At 40.9% G+C, this 23,782-nt stretch carries 23 protein-coding genes; 6 read left to right on the forward strand and 17 right to left on the reverse strand.

Annotation, left to right across the window (positions count from 1 at the left end; all coding sequences use genetic code 11):
• Positions 1-47: 47 nt before the first annotated feature.
• Positions 48-1,202 (reverse strand): Mbeg1-like protein, encoded by a 1,155-nt coding sequence (locus ACFSN5_RS05730; RefSeq protein ID WP_165329038.1) that lies wholly within the window; start codon positions 1,200-1,202, stop codon positions 48-50.
• 136 nt (positions 1,203-1,338) lie between these two features.
• Here ACFSN5_RS05730 and ACFSN5_RS05735 point away from each other — a divergent pair, with 136 nt between their 5' ends.
• The gene (locus ACFSN5_RS05735; RefSeq protein ID WP_165210743.1) at positions 1,339-1,962 is read left to right on the forward strand and encodes a Pr6Pr family membrane protein; all 624 of its coding nucleotides are present in this window, start codon (positions 1,339-1,341) and stop codon (positions 1,960-1,962) included.
• 113 nt (positions 1,963-2,075) lie between these two features.
• On the opposite strand, the gene ACFSN5_RS05740 is transcribed toward ACFSN5_RS05735, so the two are convergent.
• From ACFSN5_RS05740 to ACFSN5_RS05760, 5 genes are all read right to left on the reverse strand, one after another.
• Positions 2,076-3,404 (reverse strand): GHKL domain-containing protein, encoded by a 1,329-nt coding sequence (locus ACFSN5_RS05740; RefSeq protein ID WP_165210740.1) that lies wholly within the window; start codon positions 3,402-3,404, stop codon positions 2,076-2,078.
• A complete protein-coding gene (locus ACFSN5_RS05745; RefSeq protein ID WP_165329039.1) occupies positions 3,401-4,732 on the reverse strand; it encodes a hypothetical protein in 1,332 nt (443 codons plus the stop codon). The genes ACFSN5_RS05740 and ACFSN5_RS05745 overlap by 4 nt, the downstream gene beginning before the upstream one ends.
• 822 nt (positions 4,733-5,554) lie before the next feature.
• Positions 5,555-6,022: a GNAT family N-acetyltransferase gene (locus ACFSN5_RS05750; protein WP_165210734.1), complete on the reverse strand. Its 468-nt coding sequence runs from the start codon at positions 6,020-6,022 to the stop codon at positions 5,555-5,557.
• 14 nt (positions 6,023-6,036) lie between these two features.
• Positions 6,037-6,405: a glyoxalase gene (locus ACFSN5_RS05755; protein WP_165210731.1), complete on the reverse strand. Its 369-nt coding sequence runs from the start codon at positions 6,403-6,405 to the stop codon at positions 6,037-6,039.
• A 78-nt stretch (positions 6,406-6,483) separates the two neighbouring features.
• Positions 6,484-6,924 (reverse strand): VOC family protein, encoded by a 441-nt coding sequence (locus ACFSN5_RS05760; RefSeq protein ID WP_165210728.1) that lies wholly within the window; start codon positions 6,922-6,924, stop codon positions 6,484-6,486.
• A 580-nt stretch (positions 6,925-7,504) separates the two neighbouring features.
• On the opposite strand from ACFSN5_RS05760, the gene ACFSN5_RS05765 reads away from it, so the two are divergent.
• The 4 genes from ACFSN5_RS05765 (at position 7,505) to ACFSN5_RS05780 (ending at position 10,967) form a co-directional block, all read left to right on the forward strand.
• The gene (locus ACFSN5_RS05765; RefSeq protein WP_165210725.1) at positions 7,505-8,242 is read left to right on the forward strand and encodes a DUF4064 domain-containing protein; all 738 of its coding nucleotides are present in this window, start codon (positions 7,505-7,507) and stop codon (positions 8,240-8,242) included.
• Between the two features lie 407 nt (positions 8,243-8,649).
• Positions 8,650-9,885, forward strand: coding sequence for a beta-ketoacyl-ACP synthase II (gene fabF / locus ACFSN5_RS05770; protein ID WP_165210722.1), 1,236 nt, complete (start codon positions 8,650-8,652; stop codon positions 9,883-9,885).
• A gap of 205 nt (positions 9,886-10,090) precedes the next feature.
• Positions 10,091-10,468 carry a hypothetical protein gene (locus ACFSN5_RS05775; protein WP_165329040.1) on the forward strand — a complete coding sequence of 126 codons (378 nt, stop codon included), beginning with the start codon at positions 10,091-10,093 and terminating at the stop codon, positions 10,466-10,468.
• 106 nt (positions 10,469-10,574) lie between these two features.
• On the forward strand, positions 10,575-10,967 hold the full coding sequence (locus ACFSN5_RS05780) for a hypothetical protein (protein WP_165329041.1): 393 nt from the start codon (positions 10,575-10,577) through the stop codon (positions 10,965-10,967).
• Between the two features lie 82 nt (positions 10,968-11,049).
• Here ACFSN5_RS05780 and ACFSN5_RS05785 read toward each other — a convergent pair whose 3' ends face one another.
• From ACFSN5_RS05785 to ACFSN5_RS05810, 6 genes are all read right to left on the reverse strand, one after another.
• Positions 11,050-11,205, reverse strand: a complete 156-nt coding sequence (locus tag ACFSN5_RS05785) for a bacteriocin class II family protein (RefSeq protein WP_165329042.1) — start codon at positions 11,203-11,205, stop codon at positions 11,050-11,052.
• Between the two features lie 18 nt (positions 11,206-11,223).
• Positions 11,224-11,385, reverse strand: a complete 162-nt coding sequence (locus tag ACFSN5_RS05790) for a bacteriocin (RefSeq protein WP_165329043.1) — start codon at positions 11,383-11,385, stop codon at positions 11,224-11,226.
• A 295-nt stretch (positions 11,386-11,680) separates the two neighbouring features.
• Positions 11,681-12,574, reverse strand: coding sequence for a ketose-bisphosphate aldolase (locus tag ACFSN5_RS05795; protein ID WP_165329044.1), 894 nt, complete (start codon positions 12,572-12,574; stop codon positions 11,681-11,683).
• Between the two features lie 28 nt (positions 12,575-12,602).
• Positions 12,603-13,694, reverse strand: a complete 1,092-nt coding sequence (locus ACFSN5_RS05800) for a PTS fructose transporter subunit IIC (RefSeq protein ID WP_004228918.1) — start codon at positions 13,692-13,694, stop codon at positions 12,603-12,605.
• Between the two features lie 12 nt (positions 13,695-13,706).
• Positions 13,707-14,024: a PTS fructose transporter subunit IIB gene (locus ACFSN5_RS05805; protein ID WP_004229762.1), complete on the reverse strand. Its 318-nt coding sequence runs from the start codon at positions 14,022-14,024 to the stop codon at positions 13,707-13,709.
• Positions 14,025-14,280: 256 nt separating this feature from the next.
• A complete protein-coding gene (locus ACFSN5_RS05810; RefSeq protein WP_004225791.1) occupies positions 14,281-14,748 on the reverse strand; it encodes a PTS sugar transporter subunit IIA in 468 nt (155 codons plus the stop codon).
• Positions 14,749-14,971: 223 nt separating this feature from the next.
• Here ACFSN5_RS05810 and ACFSN5_RS05815 point away from each other — a divergent pair, with 223 nt between their 5' ends.
• Positions 14,972-16,888, forward strand: coding sequence for a BglG family transcription antiterminator (locus ACFSN5_RS05815; protein ID WP_165210713.1), 1,917 nt, complete (start codon positions 14,972-14,974; stop codon positions 16,886-16,888).
• 65 nt (positions 16,889-16,953) lie between these two features.
• On the opposite strand, the gene ACFSN5_RS05820 is transcribed toward ACFSN5_RS05815, so the two are convergent.
• From ACFSN5_RS05820 to metK, 5 genes are all read right to left on the reverse strand, one after another.
• On the reverse strand, positions 16,954-17,994 hold the full coding sequence (locus ACFSN5_RS05820) for an LLM class flavin-dependent oxidoreductase (protein WP_165210710.1): 1,041 nt from the start codon (positions 17,992-17,994) through the stop codon (positions 16,954-16,956).
• A 189-nt stretch (positions 17,995-18,183) separates the two neighbouring features.
• Positions 18,184-18,810: a nitroreductase family protein gene (locus ACFSN5_RS05825; RefSeq protein ID WP_165329045.1), complete on the reverse strand. Its 627-nt coding sequence runs from the start codon at positions 18,808-18,810 to the stop codon at positions 18,184-18,186.
• A gap of 426 nt (positions 18,811-19,236) precedes the next feature.
• Positions 19,237-19,872 (reverse strand): SDR family oxidoreductase, encoded by a 636-nt coding sequence (locus ACFSN5_RS05830; protein ID WP_165329046.1) that lies wholly within the window; start codon positions 19,870-19,872, stop codon positions 19,237-19,239.
• A gap of 421 nt (positions 19,873-20,293) precedes the next feature.
• A complete protein-coding gene (locus ACFSN5_RS05835; protein ID WP_165329047.1) occupies positions 20,294-21,553 on the reverse strand; it encodes a UDP-N-acetylglucosamine 1-carboxyvinyltransferase in 1,260 nt (419 codons plus the stop codon).
• 367 nt (positions 21,554-21,920) lie between these two features.
• The gene (metK, locus tag ACFSN5_RS05840) at positions 21,921-23,108 is read right to left on the reverse strand and encodes a methionine adenosyltransferase (RefSeq protein ID WP_004227152.1); all 1,188 of its coding nucleotides are present in this window, start codon (positions 23,106-23,108) and stop codon (positions 21,921-21,923) included.
• Positions 23,109-23,782 lie beyond the last annotated feature (674 nt).

Here is a 23,782-nt window from a genome sequence, read left to right on the forward strand (position 1 = left end):
ACTCCAAGTCAAGGGATAACCTTTATTTGTTATAAGCTAAAGGGCCCTTATCGTTCTTCCCTCTCTCCTAACAAGTTCCGCCATTTTTCTGATAACTGTTTGGGATTTGGAAAATTGAGTTGTTCAAAACGTGATTTCACAAAGATACTCAAGAGACTGAGCGCTGATTTATTGAGTAATTGCCGTTTGTCAGCCGGGAGCTGGGAGAAAGCTGTCATAATTGTTTTGGCACTTTTAAGAATGTCAGCTTGAAAATCATCCAGAGTGGCAACATCATTCTCCAAGAAAAGATCAAAGACTGTATCAAAGAGAATTTTGAGCTCTTGCTTGGAAAGCTCTTGTGTCCATTGACTAAAGGTCTCTTCTAAAGCCTGACTGAGTTCAGATGGACCGGAAGCAAATTGCCAGTCTGTACCATTCACTTCCCAAGTGGCCACGTCATGCTGGAAAGTTCCGATGGCCTTGCTTTCAATAAAGCAGCTAGCAAGGTCATTTTTTAACATACTGCCAACTATGGAATCCTTGGGTCTCAGACAGAGCACCTTATCCCGAATGGCCTGATAACCCTGACTGTGCAAAACGCGATTATGCAGGCCCGGTGCATCAAAGATAAATAATTGGTCAATCCTTGCTTGAAAATCTTCTGGTAAATTAGCTGCGGCGTAGAGAGCCAGATTGCCACCCTTAGAATGACCTGTTACAGTATAGCGACAGTCGCTAGCCTCTAAAATCTTAATCAGGTAGGCTAAGGCTTGCCGCTGTGCAGGAATCTCACTGGCATAAGTCATCTTAAAATCTTCCTTCCAACCGATAAGCGTTTCATCAGTTCCTCGGAAAATAACCTGATAATGATTAATATTCGGCAGACTGAGAACCATCGCAGCAAATTGCTTTTCAAATTGCGGATCAATATCATTGATATAAGAGACCAAACTCAAGCCTTGATAGCGTGGAGCAGCAAGGACAGCTTTCAAAAGCTCCACACGCTGCTTGGTAACAGTAAAGGAATAGTGAACTTTTTTACCGCTGGCCTGAAAATCTTCTTTCAGTGCCTGCAAGGTAACTGGCTGCGTTAAATGTAACTGTTCTCCTAAAGGCAGGTAACCCAATTCGTTGATAATAGCTATATCAATGCTGTTGAGCATCAAGTCTGAAAAAGTTTTTTCACCATGATTTTTGATATAGTCTAAAATATTTGGCATAAAATCTCCCTCTCTACTAGCACCAGTATAGCATAATTTTAAAGATATCTGAAAATTATGCTAAGCAGCTAGTCGAAAGCCTTCAACTATGGTAGTATAGTAAACAGATTAAATAATTTGGGAGAGTTATATACTGATGTCTTTAACACAAATCTATCGTCTCATTTTTGGTTTCTGCGGTCTTATCGGTGTCTCAATGCAGATTGCCAAAGATGGGCCTGGAATGATACTTTACTATACTGTTCTGTCCAATATCCTTGTTTTTTCCAGTCATTTTTACCATATCTATTTAGAAGCTAAAGGAGGTTCCATCAATCAGCATCCCACCTTGTTGCGGATTAAGGGAAGTACAACTCTGGTCATTACTTTGACTTTCTTAGTTTATCACTTTATGCTAGCACCTAAGGTAACCCCAGCTGATTACTGGAACATCCGAAACTTCTTAGTTCACTATATCGCACCGCTTGGCATGATTGGTGACACCCTTATCTTTGATCGTAAAAATATTTATAAAGCATTAGATCCCCTAGTTTGGACTCTTATGCCTATTCTCTATTGTATCTGGGCTCTTCTCAATGGTCTTATCTTGAAATGGCCAATTCCTGGTAGCTTAGACAGCCCCTTTCCCTACTTCTTTCTCAACGTTACAAGAAAAGGCTGGGACTACGTCCTGACTTATATTCTAGTTCTGGCCATCTTTTATATCATTATCGGCTATATACTCTTTCTCACCAAGAAAATTCTTGGGAAAAAGCGGTAACCAGTTAAGAAAACGAATCTTTAAAATAAATCAAAAGGATCCTTGCTCAATAGAGCAGGGGCTTTTTTACAAAACAAAAGGCTCTGGGAACATCCCAAAAGCCTTAATTGTGACTAGTTCTCTGTCATTGACAGGGTTTGCCGGAAGCAATAATCTGCCGACCGTGTCGAAAGACTGACATTAGCATACTGAGAAATAATTCGCTCCACATTGGCTAAGCCGATCCCACGATCTTCTCCTTTTGACGAGTAGCCATTTTCAAAAATATGGCTGATAGCGACTTGTTCTTCTTTGGTTGAGTTTTCAATCACAAAGAACTGCTGATTATCAACCTTGAAATAGGCCACATTGACAGCCTTATCTTTGGATTCTTTGGCAGCCTCAATAGCATTATCGCTCAAAATACCAATAATAGTGACTAAATCAATAATCTTCATCGGAATCTGATTAATTTCATCAGGTGCTTCAATAGTAACTTCTAGTCCTTCTTCCTGAGCCAACAAAATCTTAGCCGACAGCATGCTTTTAATCGGTGAAATATGGATAGATGAGAGCTTACCAATGTCAAGGTTTTTAGATTGAATCAGCTGCTGATCTTGGGCAGCATCGCCCATAATCTCATTGTAAGTTGATTGAATCTTAGTCATATCTTGGCTGGCAATGCTCTTAGCCAATTTTTCTAAAGCTGCTTGGTAATTTTTCTTAAAACTACTCAATTCAGCATAAAGCGACTCAACCCGATGATTGTAAGATTCTAGGTTAGCGATGTGCATTTCCCGGTCAGTTTCAATATCTTCCTTCAAAGTCCGTCTAATCCAGCGGTTGAAACCAAAGAGAAACCAGCAAAATACTGTCACCCCAATAAAAATGACCTTGTTGCGATTGTCAGAAATCCAATCAATGGTAGGATTATTGATGTAACGCAGAAGATAAACAGCGTGCAAAATAACATAAGAGATAAAGAGAGCCACTGTGATTTCAACTAAGAATTTCTTAACTCTACTGCTTTCGCTTTCCGTTATTGATTTAAAATTGAGGTTAAAGATAGTATGGACAACCCAGTATTCAGGGATAACCAAAAGATTAGCAAGAATCAACTTGGTCAGCGGGTAGGCCGCTAAGTCGATCTGATTAGGATCCATACCAAAGACAATATAGTAAGACAGGCTGAGGAGAAATTCAAGTCCAATAGCCGTATAGAAGGCATAGAAAAGGAGTTCACGTTTAGGCTGAAACTTAAAGAAGATGAATTCAATTAATAAGAGATGAACAACATCCACTACTGTGCCTGTTTTGGAACTGAAAAAGATAACAATAGCTGAAAAAACTGAAACCGGAAGCAGTTTTTTCAGAGGCAAATTGAGTTTACTGATCCAGTTGAAGACATACCAGCCAGACCAGAAAATTGTCCAAGAAAATAATAACTGTTTTAAAACTATCATCGGTCTGACTTCCTCCTAACACGTAATTCTTGGTAGAAGGTTTGATCATGTACTCCTTGTGCAAAGGTCAATTTACGGTAGTGATTAAGATTCCTTCGGCTTTCAAGCGACAAGTCAGCTAATTGATCCAAGGCCGCCTGCTGATAAGGTGTAAATTCCAAACTAAAGGATTGAACGCCATTTTCCTCAATAATTCTCACATTGACTAAACCTGCAGGATTTTCCTTCAACCAAGGCATAACTCTGTCAAACATTTCTGAAAAAATAGTCAGTCCCGCAGAACTTGAAACACCGCAGTCCATGATAATATCAGGAATATTCAAGACCAGCTTATAATTCTGGCTCTCAAATTCCCCTATTTTGATAAAGAGAAAGGACTTAATCTCGGGCATCATGATATTAATCAATTTAGCCTGACGATCCCTTGAATCCAAACCAGCAATATTTTCCTGGAAAATCTCATCGAAAACTCGGGTAACCAGATGGAGGTCACCACTTTCAATACTCCCTTTCAAACTGAGTAAAATATTGTTGTAATCATGCCGGAAAGAACGAACCGACTGATACAGTTCTTCGATTTGCTGGCTATAACTTTCTAGATTTTCCAGATAGTGCTTTTGTTCCGTACGCCTCAAATCCTTTAGATATTCCCTTGAATAATAGTCAATCAGGATGAGAACCTTCATTAAAACTGCCAAATAAACAACTGTAACTACGATTATCAGTACGGAAACAGGAATTCCCAGTAACTTTCCAATATGCAGCCGCTGCATAAACACAAGGAAATAATACAGAATAAAATAACTCAGCATTTCCGACAGAGTAACCCAAAAATTACTTTGAGTTCGCTTATCCAGCCAGACACTGTTCTTCATGGAGATGTAGTCAATCTGATAGAACTCCCGTAAAAATCGTTCTAATAGAGTTACAGCAATCAAAATCAGCATATTCCAGACGAAGCTGTCCAGAAAATAATTCAAAGGGTGATTATTAAAGAGGAAGGGAAAAACAATTCTTGCCACAAAATTCCAAAGAATGGAAAAGAGAACCGGCGGATAGAGGGCAAAGAAAAAATTTTCCACAAGACGGCTTTTAGGCATCTTATAACTAATAATCACAAAATAAAGTAAGAGACCAACCGTAACTTCACCAATATAAGGTGTTAGAAAAAAAGACAGAACCATGTGCAGTCCAATCAAAAAACCGACCTTATAAAACCTAGGCCTGATTCCCGTCACATAAGTAAATAATGACCATTCGGCTGCACAAAGGATCAGTTTGAGCATAAACTGCTGGATGATGGCTACTGATAATAGTGCTAGGGACATGTGAGTCCTTTCCGTAAACTGTTAATATAAAGTTATTTTAACATAATCCCCACCCTAGGGAAACTAGTAAAATCAAGAAAAATGAGAAATCATTGAAAATATCCACACAATCTCATTTTAAATTCTAGTGTAGCCATCCTCGTTATCCCTTCGTGTGCTCATTTTAATAGCTGTCTTATGTCATTAAACACGTCTACAATGCTGCACAGAGTTGTTGTCTTTACAAATTAAATTTGGCTACTAAAAGCATAAAATCTCCTAGGTACTTTTTATCACCTGCGTCGATTTTCCTAAATTCCCTTGCATGGCTTAATGGCTTTGTATCCCAATCAAACCGTGTGAAAGTGAGATTGAAAGTCTCCAGTGGCGTTTGGCAGCTGGGGATAGACTGCCTAAAAACAAGGGAGCGGCAGAGGACAGAGTCTAAAAATAAAAGAACGCAGAAAAACGAAATCACCATTTCATAACAATTTACCGATTTTTTTATACGTAATCTCCAGAGATTACAATGCTTTGTGGGTGGGGGCTAGGCTATCATGGCTGTTTGTCTCACTCTCGTTTGTTATCAAGTTCGGATTCCTTAGGGAACAAGCCTCTGCCGTAACTGCATCGTTTCCTTAAGATTAATGGACGTCTAAAAGGCTAACTTTGATTTTAACTGAGTATAAAACCAATAATAATCAGCTTAACCATCGCCTTCAGATTATCATAGTCAGGCAGCGACGCAGAATTTTTATGGTAATAGAAAAGCCTTGTAAAAACTCTTACAAAGCTCTGTAAGTTCAAATGAATAGTCTCAGAGCGCCTATTGGAACTTCTGGTTTACAGGATTTCTTCCATTGAAGTAAACTGTTCCTGCAAACCTTGACGCTTGTAAAAACGCAAAGCCCCTTCATTGGCATTCCAAACGTGGAGAGTCAAGTTATAACAGCCAAGTTCCTTGGCGTAGGCACGAGCAAAATTGAAGAGTTTCTGGCCAATTTGCTGACCACGCGCTTCTTCTGCCACGCAAAGATCGTCAATAAAGAGGGTCTTGCGAGGTTGGTCAGTATTCCCCTCATGCTTTTCAATGACAGTAAAGAGGTGACCTAGGATATTTCCTCGCTCGTCTTCATAAACAAAAATTGGCTTGGACTCCTCGAGCACCAGTTCTTCCAACTCTTGACGGGTAAATTTCTTACCTGTCTCCTTAAAAAGGTCGGGCCGGACGCGATGGTGAACCAAGAGGATATCTTCCAAAAGTTTCTCCAATGCGGGAATATCCGCTACCTTTGCACGCCGAATTGCCATATCGTTACCTCCATTTAAACACCTTTAACAACGTAATAATGACCGCTTGGGCTGGCGAAATTAAAGCTTGGGAAGGGATCAGTCTGGATGGGCCCAACTTTGTCAGTCACAGCTGAAATCTTAGCATGAAGCATCAAAAGCTCCTCACTCTCAAATAAGAGACTAGGCTGGTTGTCTACAACCTCGGGGGAAACTTGACGGATAAACTCTTTGGCATAAACGGTAAAGAGTGCTGAACTGTCAGCTGTCGGCCGCATCTTAAAACTTGGATACCCCATGGTTTCCGTTTCCGATTCAATTTTACAACCGATGGTCTGCCAAAAATCCCTCTCAGAATCTACATCATCCACATAGAGCATAATTCCTACTTCTTTATTTAACATCGTTTACCTCACATTATAGTCTTTTTTTCAGCAAATGGGAATATTTGCCTAACGCATCTTTACGGATACAAAATTATTTTAGAAGTTTACATTTTCAGATACAAAGCCCTCAATAGTCGTATTAATTTGCCACGTCATGCCGAATTTATCAACAATGATTCCGTAAGCGGGACTCCAAGGCATCTCCTGCAGCTCTAACTCGATATGACGGGCTTCTTGGGCTAATTGATCATATAGTTCACGCGCCTGATCTGCATCATCAAGCTGAAGACAGGCTGAGATATTATTCCCCAAAATGTAGTCAGCTTCTGGGTTATTATCAGAAATTTGCAGGTGAATTCCACCAATATCCAGCTGCGCATTTAAGAGCAGATTCTTGTTTTCTTCTGGACAGTCAGGAATGGCTTGACCAAAAGTAGTCTTGGCTAAAATTTTAGCACCAAAGACCTGCTCATAAAAATCGACAGCCGCCTGGCCGTCTTTGTCCGTTACTAAATAAAGTTCAATAGCTTTAATCATTTCTTCCCTCAATTCTTTTTAGCTTTTATATATTACTACATAGAGATAGTTTGGTCAATCAAACAGTTTGGAACATAGTCTGATACGGATTAATCCCCTATTAACACCCAAACAAAACTCGGATAAATTTATTCTACAGTATTTTTAGATCTAATCTGTATGAGTTTATAATACTACTAATAAAGAAATAAAGGAAAAAATAAATGCCAAAGCTACTCGATATTAAAACGGGATAAGTAAGGTAACCTAATTGACAGAAGTCTTCCCTTTTTCTCCTTTCTAAATTAGCTAAGCGCCAATAACCTATAAACGACTAAGCTCTGGGATTTGTTTGTCTTCTTATTCGCTTCACTGCTCCTTTCACCGGATTCTTTATCAGATGTAAAGATGATGAAACAGGCCCAATTAATCTGAGTTAGTTGCTTCTGGTTTCAGTCACTACTGCTCTTGTCTTGTTAACCTTTTGCTTACTACAATCAGCTCTTATTGTTACAAGCAAAAAATGAGTCCTAATAATCTGCCTTGATTTTCTAACCACTATCTGGTAGGCTAGTAGAAAATTCAGATGGAGGGAAACGTTATGAACCAGAAAACTTTAGCTAAAGCTGCCGGTTTCGTTGGCTTAATTGGAGGGATTCTCACCCTTATATTGAGGATTATTAAGACAGTCATCGATATCGGTGCCTTCTCGGCCGCAAGTTTTGACAGCGATTCAGCTGGATCCTTTTTCGCAACTGCGCTAATATTTACTATATTCATTTTAATGATTCGTATTGCTATTCTTGTGTTTGGGATTTTAGGAGTCGTTAAATTTTCCAAAGATCCAAGAGTAAGTGTTGCAGCACCAATCTTGTTGATTGTGGCTTTCGGAATTAATATCTTTCCCTTATTGGGCGGATTCGCTGCGGATATCCTATCTATCACCGGAGGAATTCTTTTCCTTGTTGCACTGCCAAAGCTGGATCAGCCTTTTATCCCTCAGAATCCTTACCCCTATAATGGATTTCCAAATCAACAAAGCTACTACCAAAATCAAGGAAATACTACTACTCATTTCCAGCAAGAGCCAGTCTGGATGGGTACTTACCATCAAGACCAAGGACTGCCTGCACAGTCCAACACCAGCGTCCAAACCAATGCGCAAAATGCTGGTTCGCAGATGACGCAAGCTTTTTCTGACCCACAAGTGTCGGATCAAACTCAGGCTAGCCTTCAAGCACAGTCCTCAAATTCACAAAAGTCTTTTGCAACAGCGGAGTCGTACCAAACTCCAATGTCTACAGAGGTGCCAGCAAGTTCTGATTCGCCAGAGGCCTAAGAAAACGAACAAAGTCCAGATGCTGGCCAAAAACTCCCCCAGTCTCCCTATTTTGGAATAAACTCTTAGCACAGTGACTGGGAGCAAGACTTGTTGGTTACGTCAATCTGGTTAATCTAGAACATACTAACGAGTTTGGACTTTTGTCTCAGGCTCCTCTTCTCAGACTCCTCTGCTGGTTTTCCTTTTGCCATAAGGCCAATGCAGAAAACCTAAACGAATGTGATGAATCTTATTGCCAACCTCGAAAGGTTCCTGAGCTGTACGTTGTGCGGGAGTGGGATCAATCCGAAATTTTCAATTTTTGGGTTGATCCCACTCCCTTTTACTGTGAGCTCTGGTCAAAATAAATAATATGTAGTACTATTTAATCAGTTAAAAACTTTATGGAGAAATGAGACTACTATATGAATAAAAATCGTGTTGTGATTACAGGTTATGGTATCACTTCCGCTATCGGCAATAATCCTCAAGAATTTTGGACTAGTCTAGAAAGTGGCAAAATTGGTATTGGGCCAATCACCCGTTTTGATACCAGTTCCAGTCAGGTTGTTAATGCCGGTCAGGTTCAGAATTTCCCTTTTGATAAGTATTTCAGCCAAGAAGACTTAGACAAGAAAGATTTGAGCGGTCTGTATGCAATCTATGCTGCACAAGAGGCGTTTGAAGCAGCTGGACTGACTGATCAGACTGGGCTTGATTATGATAGAATTGGCGTCATGATATCATCAACAGTTGGAGGCCTGCAGGAATTTCAGGAACAGATTATCGCCATGAATGATTTAGGGATGACAGCAATCAGTCCAGATTTTGTTTCCAAGGCCTTCTATAATATGCCCGCAGCCAATGTTGCTATCAGTATTGGGGCTAAAGGCAGCTGCAAATCCATTTCTACCGCTTGCTCCTCATCCAACGATGCGATAGGACAAGCTTTTCGTGAAATCAAACGAGGTAGTCATGATATCATTCTTGCAGGCGGTGCTGAAGCTCCAATTACTGAGATCGGTGTCGGCGGTTTCGATGCCCTGACCGCAGTTTCTAGAACGCAGGATCCCAACCGTGCCTCAATTCCTTTCGATAAGGACAGAAATGGTTTTGTCATCGGCGAAGGGGCCGGTGTTTTGGTACTGGAGAGCCTAGAGCACGCTCAGGCTAGAGGAGCCACAATTCTAGCTGAGGTTATCGGTTATGGTAATAACTGTGACGCCTACCACGTGACCAGCCCGTCTCCCGGCGGTCTAGGTGCAGCGAAAGCTATTCGCTTGGCCCTAAATGACGCCCAGATACAGCCAGACCAAGTTGACTATGTCAATGCCCACGGAACATCAACTCCCGCAAATGATCTCGCTGAAAGTCAGGCTATCGTAAGTGTCTTGGGCAAAGAAGTCCCTGTTTCTTCTACGAAATCTTTTACCGGCCATCTCCAAGGAGCAACAGGGGGAGTTGAGGCGATAGCCACAATCCAAGCGATTAACCACAATTTTGTTCCCATGACAGCAGGAACTCGGGATCTAGGTGATGATATTGAGGCCAATATCATTATCAAGCAAGGCTACAGGACCAAAATCAAGTTCGCCCTCTCCAATACCTTTGGTTTTGGGGGATCCAATGCTGTTCTGGTCTTTAAAAAATGGGAAAATTAAGGCCGTTTATTGACTATCACATCAGGATAAGCCCGCCTGGTGCTTTTTTTGTCTCAATTAGGTACAAACCATTAAATTGTCAACGCTCAAATGTTGGTGATCCATTCTACTTCAGCTTAACTTTTGTCATCGCAACTTAATTTGCATTAACTGCTTCTCTCTGATAGACTGAATCAAGCAAGCATAAGTATCTAAGGAGAAAGATATGAAATCGAATAACTTAGCCAGCATTAATGCTAAATTAGGTTTATATGGAGGGGGATTGGCTCTAGTTCTAAGACTGTTAAAGTGGGGGATCTTTTCCTATATGGCCTTTCGGTCAACGACTTCCGATGATGAAGCCCTAGCAGGACTCATCTATCTAGTGTTTGCTCTTATCAGTCTCATGATAAAAATTGTCACCTTTATCTATGGCCTTCTGGCTATGAGAAAATATTCTGGACAAAATAATATTCCATCGGCATCTCATACCCTCTTTATCATTGCTCTCCCCGTTAATATCTTCTTTGGTTTTATCGCAGATATTAGCTGTATCATAGGCGGTCATTTCTACAAGCAAGGTCTTAAAGATTTCGAGGGATAACTGTATGCACTTAAAGCCTGCTTAAAATTGTTGTCATTTTGTAACAATCAATGATAACTATATCTGTTAAACTAGTAGGGTACTAATTTTAGGAGGAATTTATCTTATGACAAACAATAATGCTGGTTTGAAAAAACTAGCCCAAGCGAACGGTTTACTCGGAGTGATTGGTGGAGTGATTTCGTTTATCTGTGCGACCTTAATGGTTTTAGCTGCTAGAGGAGTTATATCTTCTGCATTTATGTTCCTTAGTCTCCCTGCACTGGCCTTTAGAATTGCTACTTTGATTATGGGGATTATTGGCATAGTCAAATTTAAAGGAACGAATTTCGTTCCAATGGTGGCTCATATTTTCTTCATTATCGCCTTACCTATTGGACCATTAACAGCAATGATTGCTGATATCTTCCCAATTATCGCTGGTATCATCTACTTAACTTCACTTAAGAAATTTGATCAGCCTCAAACTCCGCAAATGCCAAACCAGAATTTTCAATAAGAATTAATAGTTCTTGAAAATCAAATCACTGAAAAGCCTCACTTAGATTTTCTAAGTGAGGCTTTTTACATCTTATTTTCTATTAACTGCTATGTTTAGCATGCTGGTAGCCATTATAATAGCCTAAAAGCGGGACATATCCAACTACTGGACTGTAAGACCAATAGTTTTTTCCAAATTCTTGTCCACCAACTATGGTAGATAATTCTTCTTTGGTTAATTCATTTGACTGTTTCATGATTTTCCTCCTTTAGTATTAATGGCTATCATAGTAAGCCTTTTCACCAAGAGCATAACTAATGTTATACTCAGCCTCAGCGCTAGCGACAATAAGTGAGACTAAGCCGCCTATACCACCACCTCTGATATTCGATAATTCACTTGTTGTTAATTCAGTAAAATTCAATTCTTGTGACATAATAATATCCTCCTCAAATGTAGTTGTTCAATCGCGACGAACATCTAAAGGATAGCATATTTTTCTAACTGTGCACAAAAATGTCATGAAACGGCCAAATTTTGTCGTGAATCGACAAAAATTAAAATAATTCTACTTTTTAATTGCTTTTTTACCAGTAATTTTACTCAAAAAATGAATCCCATGCCACAATATTTGTATAAAAATTAATTATACATAAATATTAGGGTAATCTCATAATCTTAAATTTTCTTCTAATGTTTGTTACTGTTAAAATATTATTAGTTTTCATTTTTTACAAAAATTCTGCTCTCCAAGGTGATAGTTCCTTATAAAGTGGTGCTTTATCAAGGGCGTTAAATAATTGATTCTTATGGTGAACTACTTTCTTGCCTTCTTCAATGCAAACCGGGAATAAATTGTTGGGATCCCAGCCTTCATCATTAGCTAAGACTTCTCTGACTTTGTTAAAAAAGGCATGTTTGAAATCAGAGGAAATATTAACCTTGGAAATACCATTTTTAACAGCTTCTGCAATTTGTCCATCAGGGTTTGATGAACCGCCATGCAGTACTAAGGGGACCTCGACCTGACTAACAATATCCTTTAAAATATCAATCCGAATTTCAGGGGTGACATTTTTAGGATAAATACCATGAGCCGTACCAATTCCGACGGCTAGCGTATCGACACCTGTTTCTTCAACAAATTGCTTGGCATCATCCGGCTTAGTATAAATACCATTCTTTAGGCCATCTTCAACTGCGCGTCCTGTCTGACCGATGGTCCCCAGTTCTCCTTCAACACTAACGCCCACTCTATGACACATCTCAACAGTTTTTCTTGTGATATCAACATTCTCATCCCAAGATAAGAGAGAACCATCTATCATCACTGAGCTAAAGCCATTATGAATTGCCCTTGCAACGCTATCTAAATTATCACCATGATCTAGGTGAAGAACAAAGGGAATTTGACTGTTTTTAATCCGTTGCAGAATGTAGGCAAAGAAATCATCTTTGCAGTAAAAGACTTCCGTAGGATGAACCTCAATAATGGCCGGAGCATTATCTGCCTCACATTGTTCAATCACAATTCTAGCCAATTCTAAATTTGAAATATTATAGGCCCCAACAGCAAATTTATTTTCCTGAGCAATAGCTAACATTTGTTCCATATTGATTAACATAATCATTTCCTCCAAATTTTTCTCTAGTTTACTCAAAGGTCAATCCCGACAAATCAACTTCTTCCTCGCTGTCATCCAAATCAAGATCTTCTTCATCTTCAGCTCTAGCTTTCTTTAAAATAACTAAGAGCACTGCTGTCACGCAGGAACCGATTAAGAGAGCAAGGATGGCTACTAGAGGTCTCGACATGGCAGGAATAACAAATACACCTCCTGATGGAACAGGGCTACCATTATCAAAAGCGTAACTAATGGCTCCAGTGACCCCACAGCCTAAAGAGGTCGCAATAACTGTACGAATTAAATCATTCATCGCAATAGGAATGACGCCTTCTGAAATCATGCACAATCCCATTGGGAAGGCTACCTTAATGGCATTGATTTCTTGTTTGGAATAAATTGGTTTTTTGACAATTCTGGATAAGAGGTAAGCGAAAGTGACACCAATCGGGGGTACCATGGCAGCCAGTACCTTAATTCCTTCAGGACCTGTAATCCCATCTAGTAACAAGCCATCACAGATAAGATTTGGAACCTTCGAAATGGCACCACCGTAATCAAGACAGCCGATAAAACCGATAATAAAACCGTACAGCGCTTTCTGAGACTGATCCAATCCCTTAATAAATCCTGTTAAAGCAGCCGTTGCGACTGTCAGAGGAGCTCCAAGTACAAAAAACATAATCAGACCACCGATAATAGCGGATAGGGTTGGAATGATCATCATAGGCATGAGTGCTTGAGCCCAATTCGGTACTTTCAAATACCTCTTGACTAAGAGTGCAATGTAACCCGAAATAAAGCCACCGATGATTCCTCCTAGGAAACCAGCGCCTAAAAAAGATGCAATCTGACCCATTAAAAATCCAGGTGCAATACCAGGCCTGTCTGCGATGGAATAGGAGATATACCCACCAATAAAGGATGGCAAGAGACCCATCCCAAATACCCCCAATGTTGTCATCGCATCAGGAATAGACATGGATTTTAAACTATCAACATTCTGACCTCCCATCAAATTTCCGATGGCAATTAAAAGTCCCGAAGCGACAACCAATGGAAGCATATAGGATATGGCCGTCATCAAGTGGCGCTTTATTTCTTGACCAACTTTCTTCATCTTAACTCCTCCTTATTTTTTAGCTTGCAATTTTGCTTCTACCTCTTCCAACAATTGTTTTGGAGCCTTAACAACAACAGAGGTAGGTACTTTAATGGTTGGCAGGCCTTTAAAACGATCATTACCTGTTGTTTGGATATCAACAGCTAAGATAGCGACATCGGCATTTTTAATATCTTCAGTGCTCAGTTCATCTTCCACACCGATTGTTCCTTGCGTTTCAACATGGATTGTATGCCCTAAAGATTCAGCAGCACGAATAAGTTTTTGCTTAGCAATATAGGTATGGGCAATCCCTGATGTGCAAGCAGCTACAGCTACAATTTTCATTTTGATACCTCCTTCATTAAGATACAAAGGGACGGTTCGCTTTAGCGAAAATTCCCGACAGAAAAATAGAAGATTGGCCGGAAATCCTGATTTCCGAGACAAGCTGTCTTTTTTCCAAGGGAATTAGTCCCGTGTTCAATTCCTAAGATACAAAGCCGTTAAACGACTCAAAGAATTTTAGGGGCCTAACGAAGAATCGGTAAGATTCTAGGAAGGCCTGTCTAATATCGCATCATCGCAAGTGGTAGACTCAATTTTATTTCAAGAGCTCAATGAGTTCTTCTTTCGATGAGACCTTATGAAGCCTATCAATAAAGCCATCGTCAGCCAGTAACATTGCAACCTTTTGCAGCAATTTTAAGTGAAGCGTATTTGAATCCCTGTCCCTTACTGCAAAAAGGATGACTGCTGTCACGGGCTCACTATCAAGGCTCTCCCATTCAATGGGAAATTTTGATAAACCGATGGCAATCGTTGTATGGCTAACGGCAGGAGATTTCCCGTGTGGAATGGCGACACCTTGACCGATTCCAGTTAGCCCTTCTGTCTCTCGAAAAAGGACATCTCTGATAAAAGCCTGCTTATCACTAACATCCTGATGCTTATACAATAAATCAGTCAGTTCCTCAATAACCCCTAACTTTGTTCTTGATTTTAAATCAAGTGAAATTAAGTCGGGAGTCACTATTGTTGATATATCCATATCTATTTTATTAGAGCTCATTCCCCACTTCTCCTTTCTATCGCGCTTATTTTCTTTCTTTACCTATAATCCTACATCTTCAATGGTTTGCTGTCACTAACTCGTTTTTCCATTAGATATGTACTTTTATGTGTAAAATATTTTCACGCTTATCACCATTTTTGTAGGAAATTATGTAAAAAGGACTCTGTTGCTTTTGTGTTATATTTATAATAGAAATAAGGTTAGATTGGAGGATTACATTATGTCCAAATTAGATTACGCAAGATTAGATAATATCTTAAACTACCTCATAACCAAGCATCTTCCAGTCTCTCAGGATATTCTTTGCAAAGAGCTGAATATTTCCAGCAGAACCTTAAGACATGATATTAAGATGATTAACGACTATATTAGCGATAATGGTGCTGAAATTGAACTAGTCCGGCGAAAGGGCTATCTGCTTAACTATACCGATAAGGAGAAATTTGAATACTTTTGGCATCATGATGACCAAGGGACGTTCTTATTTACATCAGCTAAAAATAGAATTGATTTCTTATTGAGAGTTTTTCTGACTACCGATAATTATGTTCGTCAAGACTATCTTTTAAATACCTTCTATATCAGCCAAAACACTCTCTATAATGATTTTAGAAACCTGAAGCAGCTCCTAGCCCCCTACCACATTCAGATTATTAATAAGAGCAATGTCGGTTACTACATTTCAGCTGAGGAGAGCGATATTCGTTCCGCCATTCTAAATTTAATTTTTCGAGATAATCTCTATGACTTCATCTCTGGGAAAAATAAGTCAGTCAGGGATATCTGTAATAATATTGACTATAAGATCTTTTCGACAATCTTCTATAATTTCATAGATGGCATTAAATTAAATAGTACCGATTTTTTTGAAAGAAATAGTTTTTCTGCGATTCTTTTAACCCTCAGCCGTATTAAATATGGACATCAGTTACATACAGCATTTAAGCCAGAGCTCAAATTATCTCCTCCGTATCAGAGTGAATTTAATGAGTTTATCTCGGCGTTAAATGAGACTTTTCAGATTAAGCTATCAGCTTATGAACAGTCTTACATCCTTTTCATTCTTTCCGAGAACTATCCAAATATCATTGAACGACTCAACCTTAGCGAAGATAATATTCAATTAGCACACGATATTGTCCAATCACTACTCAACCACCTTGACCAAAAAATTTCAGATGCTTGGATTTATGATAATAATCTCAAAAGCAATCTCACTAACCATATTATCCGTGCTTTAAATGTCCTTGTGATCAAAGGTAACCGAACCAATCCGATTAGCCAGCATATCAAAAATAATTTTCCTTACGCTTTTGATTTGGCCGCTAGCGAAATGTCTAGGATAGAAAATATTTTTCAGTTAACTTTCTCCGAAGATGAAATAGCTTACATCGCCTTATATTTTGCTAATGCTATTGAAAAATACAAAAATTCATCCCGCGATAAAATCAAAATAGCCATCATCTGCGGTACCGGAAAAATTTTGAGTTCCATTATTCAAACAAGGCTGGAACGTTATTTCCCCAATTTAATTGACAGTATTGATCACTTGTCACTGAAGGAATTTGACAGCACTGACAAAAGTGCTTACGATCTCTTTGTAACGACTATTCCAATTAAGGTAAGTGATAAGATTTATTATTTCGATATTAGTAATTTTGAACAAAACTTTAAGGATTTGGAAAAAATTATCCGTTCCAAGCGAACAACTTTGCAACTTTTTAATCCTTTATTTATAAAAACTTTTCCTGATAAAATTACAAAGACAGACCTTATAAAAACTCTAGCCAATGAATTGCTTCAAAAAGGCTATGTTACCGAGTCTTTTGCGCAAGATGTGTTTAAAAGGGAGGAGATTTCGAACACTGTCTTAGACAATATCGTAGCCATTCCTCATCCTATTAACCATAGTGTCAAGAAAAGTGTTATCTCAGTGGCCATTATTCCCAAAGGTATTTACTGGAACCAGAGTCATATTAAATTCGTCTTTTTACTGGCTATCAGACCAGAGGATATCAAATCCCTAGAGTATATTTATGAAAAACTTTTAGACTTTACAACATCAAAAGCTCTGCAAGAAGACCTATTAAGGAATAAGGATATGAAAACACTCGATAAAATTTTTAACACTGAATAAACCAACTGCAATGCCTTTGAGCGCTAAAAGACCGCCCAGATTATTCTGAGCGGTCTCTTTTATTCTTAAAATCGATCTACTGCTGCTTTAAGCAAGGCAAAGGAATGTATCTGTGCAGCTTGGTCATAGATATAACTGTTAACAATGAGTTCATCAAATTCAACCCTGTCTTTTAATTCCTGAATTTGCTGGCTCACTGTCGTTGAATCACCTATCAAGGAAACCTGCGACATCTGCTTGACAATCATTTTTTCCCGATGGATAATATCTTCGCGCTGAAAGGCAATCGGGCCAAAATGCGGAACCTTAGTCGCTTCCACATAAGATTGCCAAACCTGCTCTTCACTATCCAGTGGCGGCTGTAAACCATTTGGCTGACCTGTCACTATTCCTAGAAAAGACTGCAGTTGAGTCGTTGCCAAACGCTGCGCTTCTTGATTGCTATCAGCAAGAATGGCATTGGCTCCCAAGATAACGTAAGGCTGATCCAAAGAGTCAGATGCTTGGAAATTTCTCCGATAAATAGCTATCGCTTCTTCCATCATAGCTGGTGCAAAATGGGAGGCGAAGGCATAGGGAAGACCTAACTTGGCTGCCAGATAAGCACTGTCCGTGCTGGAACCCAAGATATAAAATGGCAGTGCGAGTCCTGCTGCCGGGTAGGCGTGAACAGGATTGCTGTCATTAAAGTAACCAGCTAGTTCAGCTAGATCTTCCGCAAAATGGGGATTGAGATCATCTGTCCGGCGAAGAGCTCGAGCGGTCACCATATCTGTCCCTGGTGCTCTGCCCAGACCTAGATCAACGCGATTAGGATACAAGGTCTCCAAGGTCCCAAACTGCTCAGCTACTATATAAGGACTGTGGTTGGGAAGCATAATACCACCAGAGCCGATACGTATATGATTTGTATTAGCTAGGGCGTGCTGCATGAGAAGGACTGTAGCACTAGAAGCCACACTTTTCATATTGTGATGCTCAGCAATCCACAGACGATGATAGTTCAGCTCCTCAAGTTTTTGCGCCAGAGTCACCATATCTGTCATAGCTGCTTGGTAGTCTTGTCCTTGCCGCAGTGGCAGGAGATTTAAAACGGAAACTTTCATTATTACTACTTTCTAAATTTTAGAATAATAGACTTGTTCGAAAACTAAAGCATTTCAGAATTGCTAATACTACAAACCCACTCAGCTTAACCATTTTAAATATTCTGATTAAAGTTTTAGGGCTTTTCGCATGCAGGTGTCATGAGTTTGACCGTACTCACTTTGGTTATCGAACAAATCTAATCTATCTTACATAAAACTGGTAATCGTTTCAGCTCTAAGTCGAACAGAGTCATGACCTGTCTCTTTAGCCTGTCCGATGGAAAGAATCATAACCGGCACATAGCGTTTCTTATCCAAACCAAAGGTCTCCGCCAGATGTTCAGCGTCAAAGCCACCAATTGGATTGGTGTCATAACCATGAGCACGAGCAATCAGCATCAGCTGCATCGCAGCTAGGCTGGCATCAATCTTAACGATACCGGTCATGGCTTCCTTAGTCAAAGACTGATACATAGGGATAATAACTGACAGCTGCCGATCCCGCACATCGGCTGACATCTTTCCTTGTTCAACAGCTGTATCGTAGATAGTCTGACCGTATTCATAGCATTGCAAATCTCCAAAAATCAGTATCATAGCTGAAGATGTGTCATTTTGAGTCTGGTTGCTGCCGACAAGAGGAGCCAATTTTTCCTTTCCTTCCGGACTATCCACCACAACGAAACGCCAAGGCTGCATATTGACAGAAGACGGAGCAGTCACCGCCTCATCAATCATTGCCAGCATTTCTTCGCGGGGAATCTTAACCGTGTCATCATAGAGACGAATTGAGCGACGGCCAAAAATAATAGCATCAAAATTATTGGTTTTCATTTTTTTATTCTTTCTTAAAAATCTTCATCCAGTCGCCGCCATTCTCACATAAGATCACAGCATGCCCCACCACATTGATGCAGCAGCTAAGTGCTTTTATCGAGCGAGCTATCATAAAAAATGTGTTCCAAATGGGATTGGCCTGTCGACTCCGAACTTCGACCCGTTTCATGCCATAAGAGGTATCCGCATGATTGAAACTATGCGGCATTCAATCTGTTCGGTGAAAACTAGCCATCGGCAGCTAGACTGATATTTATCAGCGATGAAAAAAGAGGCTCTCCACTCATAATAGAGATTCTCTTTTCAAACAAATTATCATAGGCTGTTTAAGAAGCATCCTAACGCGGCATATTACATGACTTCGCAAACTGGCTTTCCAGCGCATAGTGTATCGCGCAGATTTTCTTCTGCCGCAAGAGCTTCCTATAGTTTTGCCATACCAGCATCAATGCTTTCAGTACCTGACAGCATTTGAATGATCTTTCCCTTAGTATTTGGATACTGGATGATTTTGGCCAGAACTTCTGCCACATCAGGAATAGGATTGCGACCAACCTTTTCAGGAGCAAAGGTTACCAGCCCAGTTCCTGCTTCTTCCGCTAAACCGCCTGGCTGCAGGATTGTATAGTCTAGGTCTGTCTGATACACCAGGTAATTATCGGCAAAAAACTTAGCAATATTATAGTCCGTCAATTGGTCTAAGCCCGCTTGGTTCCACTTTTCTGGCTCTGTCGCAAAGAGAGAACTGAGCATGATATAGCGTTTGATGCCGGCTAATTGAGCTGCCTGCATTGATTTGACAGCGCCGAAAGCATCAGTTTGCAAGAGATCCTTACCTCGTGAACCCGCTAAGAAATAAATGACATCCATACCGCGTAGGCTCTTAGCCAAATCCGCTACAGAATCATGGAGATTGAAGGAGATAGGCTTGACCTTTTCAGTTTCCTCGACCTTGGATAAATCTCTAACGCCCGCGTAAATCGTATGACCAGCCGAGACCAGACGTTCAGACAGTTCACTTGCGACTCGGCCGTTGGCTCCAATAATAAAAATTTTCATTGTAATTCTCCTTAGAATATTTGCTTTAGTAATCACCAAAGGCTAGATGGATTTATTCTATCGCTTTATTAAAGTTCTGTCCAAAAATTGCTACCGGAAGGAGGTAAACAAAAAAACGGGAGTAGGATCAACCCAAAAATTGAAAATTTTGGTTCTCTCCACTCCATGATTTTAAGGTGATGACCTGAAACGGTCTCTTTCCAGACCGTTTTGACACTTGCTTTGCAAGTTTTATTCCACCCCTGCACAGTTGACTAGGTTTTCCGCTTTGGCCTTGTGGAAAAATGGAGGTCAACTGTCTGGGAGACAGTTGAAGATTGTAGATAAGGCTAGCAGAGCTAGTCTCACTGCCAACCACTGCGCCAAAAGTTTATTCCAAAACAAGAAGACTGGACGATTTTTTGCCCAGCCTCTTCTTTGCTTATTCTTCCACCAATTTAATATCTGCTCCCAAGGCTGTCAATTTTTCAATAATATTGGCATAGCCTCGCAGGATAAATTCAATATTGGTGATCTCAGTCTGTCCCTTAGCCATTAATCCAGCCGTTACCAAGGCAGCTCCAGCCCGCAGGTCGGTTGCCTTAACTGCTGCTCCAGTCAATTGACTTGGGCCATTGTAGACGATTTTACCTCCTAGAACTGTGATATCAGCCCCCATGCGAGCCAGTTCTGGCACATGATTAATACGTTTTTCATAGATAGTATCAAGGATAGTTCCTCGACCGTGGGCTGTCAATAAGAGCGGAGTAATCGGCTGTTGCAAATCAGTCGCAAAGCCCGGATAAGGTGAGGTCCGAACAGAAATGGCCTTGAGGTTCTTCTGCTTTTCAACATAGATTGCATCTTCGTCAACGGTCATCCGAACGCCCATTTCCTCCAGTTTGGAAATAAAGCTATCCAAGTGTTCGTAGAGGACATTGGTAATACGGACACCCTCACCAATAGCCGCCGCCATGGCGATATAGGTACCAGCCTCAATTCGGTCTGGAATGACTTGGTGACGGGTCCCGCCTAGACGTTCAACGCCATCAATGGTAATGATATTGGTTCCAGCTCCACGAACATGCGCTCCCATATTATTAAGTAAGGTCGCTACATCAATGATTTCAGGCTCTCTGGCAGCATTTTCAATCACGGTTCGGCCTTGGGCCTTGACCGCTGCCAGCATAGTATTGATCGTCGCACCAACGCTGACTGTATCCATATAGATATGAGCCCCTTGCATGGGCTTGCCATTAGTCGCCAAACGCATAGCTTCTGCTTCATAGGAAATACTGGCTCCCATGGCTTCAAAAGCCTTAAGGTGTAGGTCAATCGGACGTGGACCCAAATCACAACCACCAGGCAGACCGACGACAGCCTGACCAAAGCGACCTAGGAGACTTCCATAAAAGTAATAAGAAGCTCGCAGACTGTTGATTTTACCGAATGGCATGGGCATATCTTTGACACCGCGCGGGTCAATTTCAAGCGTTTCACCATCACGCTTGACCTTAGCTCCCATGATCTCCATGATTTCTACCAGACTGTCTACATCACTGATGGCAGGCACTCCATCCAGAGTCACGGGATCATCTGCTAGAATAATGGCGGGAATCAGAGCAACAACAGAATTTTTCGCACCTGATACAGCCACTTCACCTGAAAGCGGCCTACCTCCATTGATAATAATTTTTCGCATACCTTATTTTCTTTCTATCACTTGAATTCAACCTTTTCATTATAGCAGAGATTAAGGAATTTGACAACGAGTGGCAAATATCTCATAAAAATAGGATAGTTCTCAGCATAAGTTCCAATCCTCAGAGAGAGACCGAAGATTACATTAGGCTGAGACTTAATGCTGTCTGAGTTTATCTGCCTTTCTCAACCCAAATTTTCTGTTCTAAAATGTCTGGAACCTAATCTGGGAATCTAGCTTTACTCAAATTAATGGTTGCCCAATCTTAACGGTGGAGTGGCAGGATCGTACTGCTTTTTAGGAATCTGAGTGGGACTATTTCTTGACACAAAAAAACTACACCCGTTCAGGAGTGTAGTTCGTTTGCTTAGTTGACAGCTGCTTTGAGGGCATCCACCTTGTCCAATTTTTCCCATGGCAGGTCGATATCGGTTCGGCCCATGTGGCCGTAAGCTGCCGTTTGGCGATAGATGGGCCGTTTGAGATCCAGCATTTTGATAATACCAGCTGGTCGCAAATCGAAGTTTTCTCTTACTGCTGCTTCTAGCTTGCTTTCAGAAACTTGACCAGTTCCAAAGGTATCCACCCGAACAGAAACCGGATGGGCCACACCGATGGCATAGGCCAACTGAACCTCAGCCTTGTCAGCCAAACCGGCAGCGACAATATTTTTGGCGATATAACGAGCGGCATAAGAGGCCGACCGGTCAACCTTAGTGGCATCCTTACCTGAGAAGGCACCGCCGCCGTGGCGGGCGTATCCACCGTAAGTATCCACAATAATCTTACGGCCGGTCAAACCAGAGTCCCCTTGAGGGCCGCCGATAACAAAGCGGCCAGTTGGATTGATATAAAACTTGGTCTTATCATCCAAATACTGAGCCGGAATAACAGCCTTGATAACCTGCTCAATAACATCCGCATGAATTTGTTCTTGAGTGACATCAGGGTCATGTTGCGTAGAGATGACTACCGTATCCACACGGACAGGTTTGTCATTCTCATCGTACTCAACCGTTACCTGAGACTTGGCATCAGGTCGCAGGTAGCTGATAGCCCCTGACTTTCGCAAATCAGCCAATTTTTTGACTAACTTGTGGGATAAGGAGATAGGCAGCGGCATCAGTTCGGGCGTTTCATTGACAGCAAAGCCAAACATCAGCCCTTGGTCTCCTGCTCCAATCAAACTCAGTTCATCATCGTGACCCTCACGTGCTTCCAAGGCATTGTTAACTCCTTGAGCGATATCTGGCGACTGCTCAATCAATGACGGGTGTACCCCCACCGAATCGGCTGCAAAACCGTAATTAGCATCCGTGTACCCAATATCAGCAATAGTATCGCGTACCACGCGGTTGATATCGACATAGGCGGTTGTGGAGATTTCACCAAAGACATGGACCGAACCTGTATAAACAGCTGTTTCCGCTGCTACATGAGCGTCTGGATCCTGCTCCAAAATCGCATCTAAAACGGCGTCTGAAATTTGGTCGGCAATCTTATCAGGATGCCCTTCCGAAACTGACTCAGACGTGAAAAGTTTACGTTCTGACATAAAAATGTCCCCCCTTAAAAAATAAAATGTGCCAACTGAGGTCGCTCCAAGGACAAATATGCTGACTGACCAATTCGGCTTGGCTTGTAGGACTGACGCCAAATGACCAAATAATTGGTGTCAGGTTTTTGCCGAGTTACGACGGGTCTTTTTTCTGTTACTTCGAGTAACAAAAAAATTAGTAAGTTGGCTACAAGGAAGGCGAGATACGCCCTCCTTGGTGATGAGTTACGACGTCCTTGAAGCGCTTCGTATTAAAGCACTTCAAAAAACGAGTAAGTCGACTAGCCAGACCGCCTGACAGCGACCTGGCGTCAAATGACAAGACACTTTAGTGCCCGACATTTGGGTAGAGTTACAAAGAACCGGTTTCTCAGTAAGATACTGAGTTTGACCGAGCTAAAGGGTCAGTGGACAGACAAGGGATCCTCTGGCTGTGCTTAGAAACAGACCAAACGAATCCGCAAGCCACCCACCGAAGGCTTTAGCCAGTCAAACCGCCTTTTCGGGACTCATTAACATCATTATTCTAACATAAAAAAAGGGAAGTTCCTAAGATTTAGAAAGACTTCCCCCATTAATCATATTGATGGCTGGCGTGGCCAACCTTCCAAATCCCTGCACAGAATTTTTACAGAATTTCTGAATTTGTATTAATTTTCTTATTAAAAATG

Origin of the sequence: Streptococcus tangpeifui (genome assembly GCF_044503215.1) — a bacterium.
GTDB classification, from domain to species: Bacteria; Bacillota; Bacilli; order Lactobacillales; family Streptococcaceae; genus Streptococcus; species Streptococcus tangpeifui.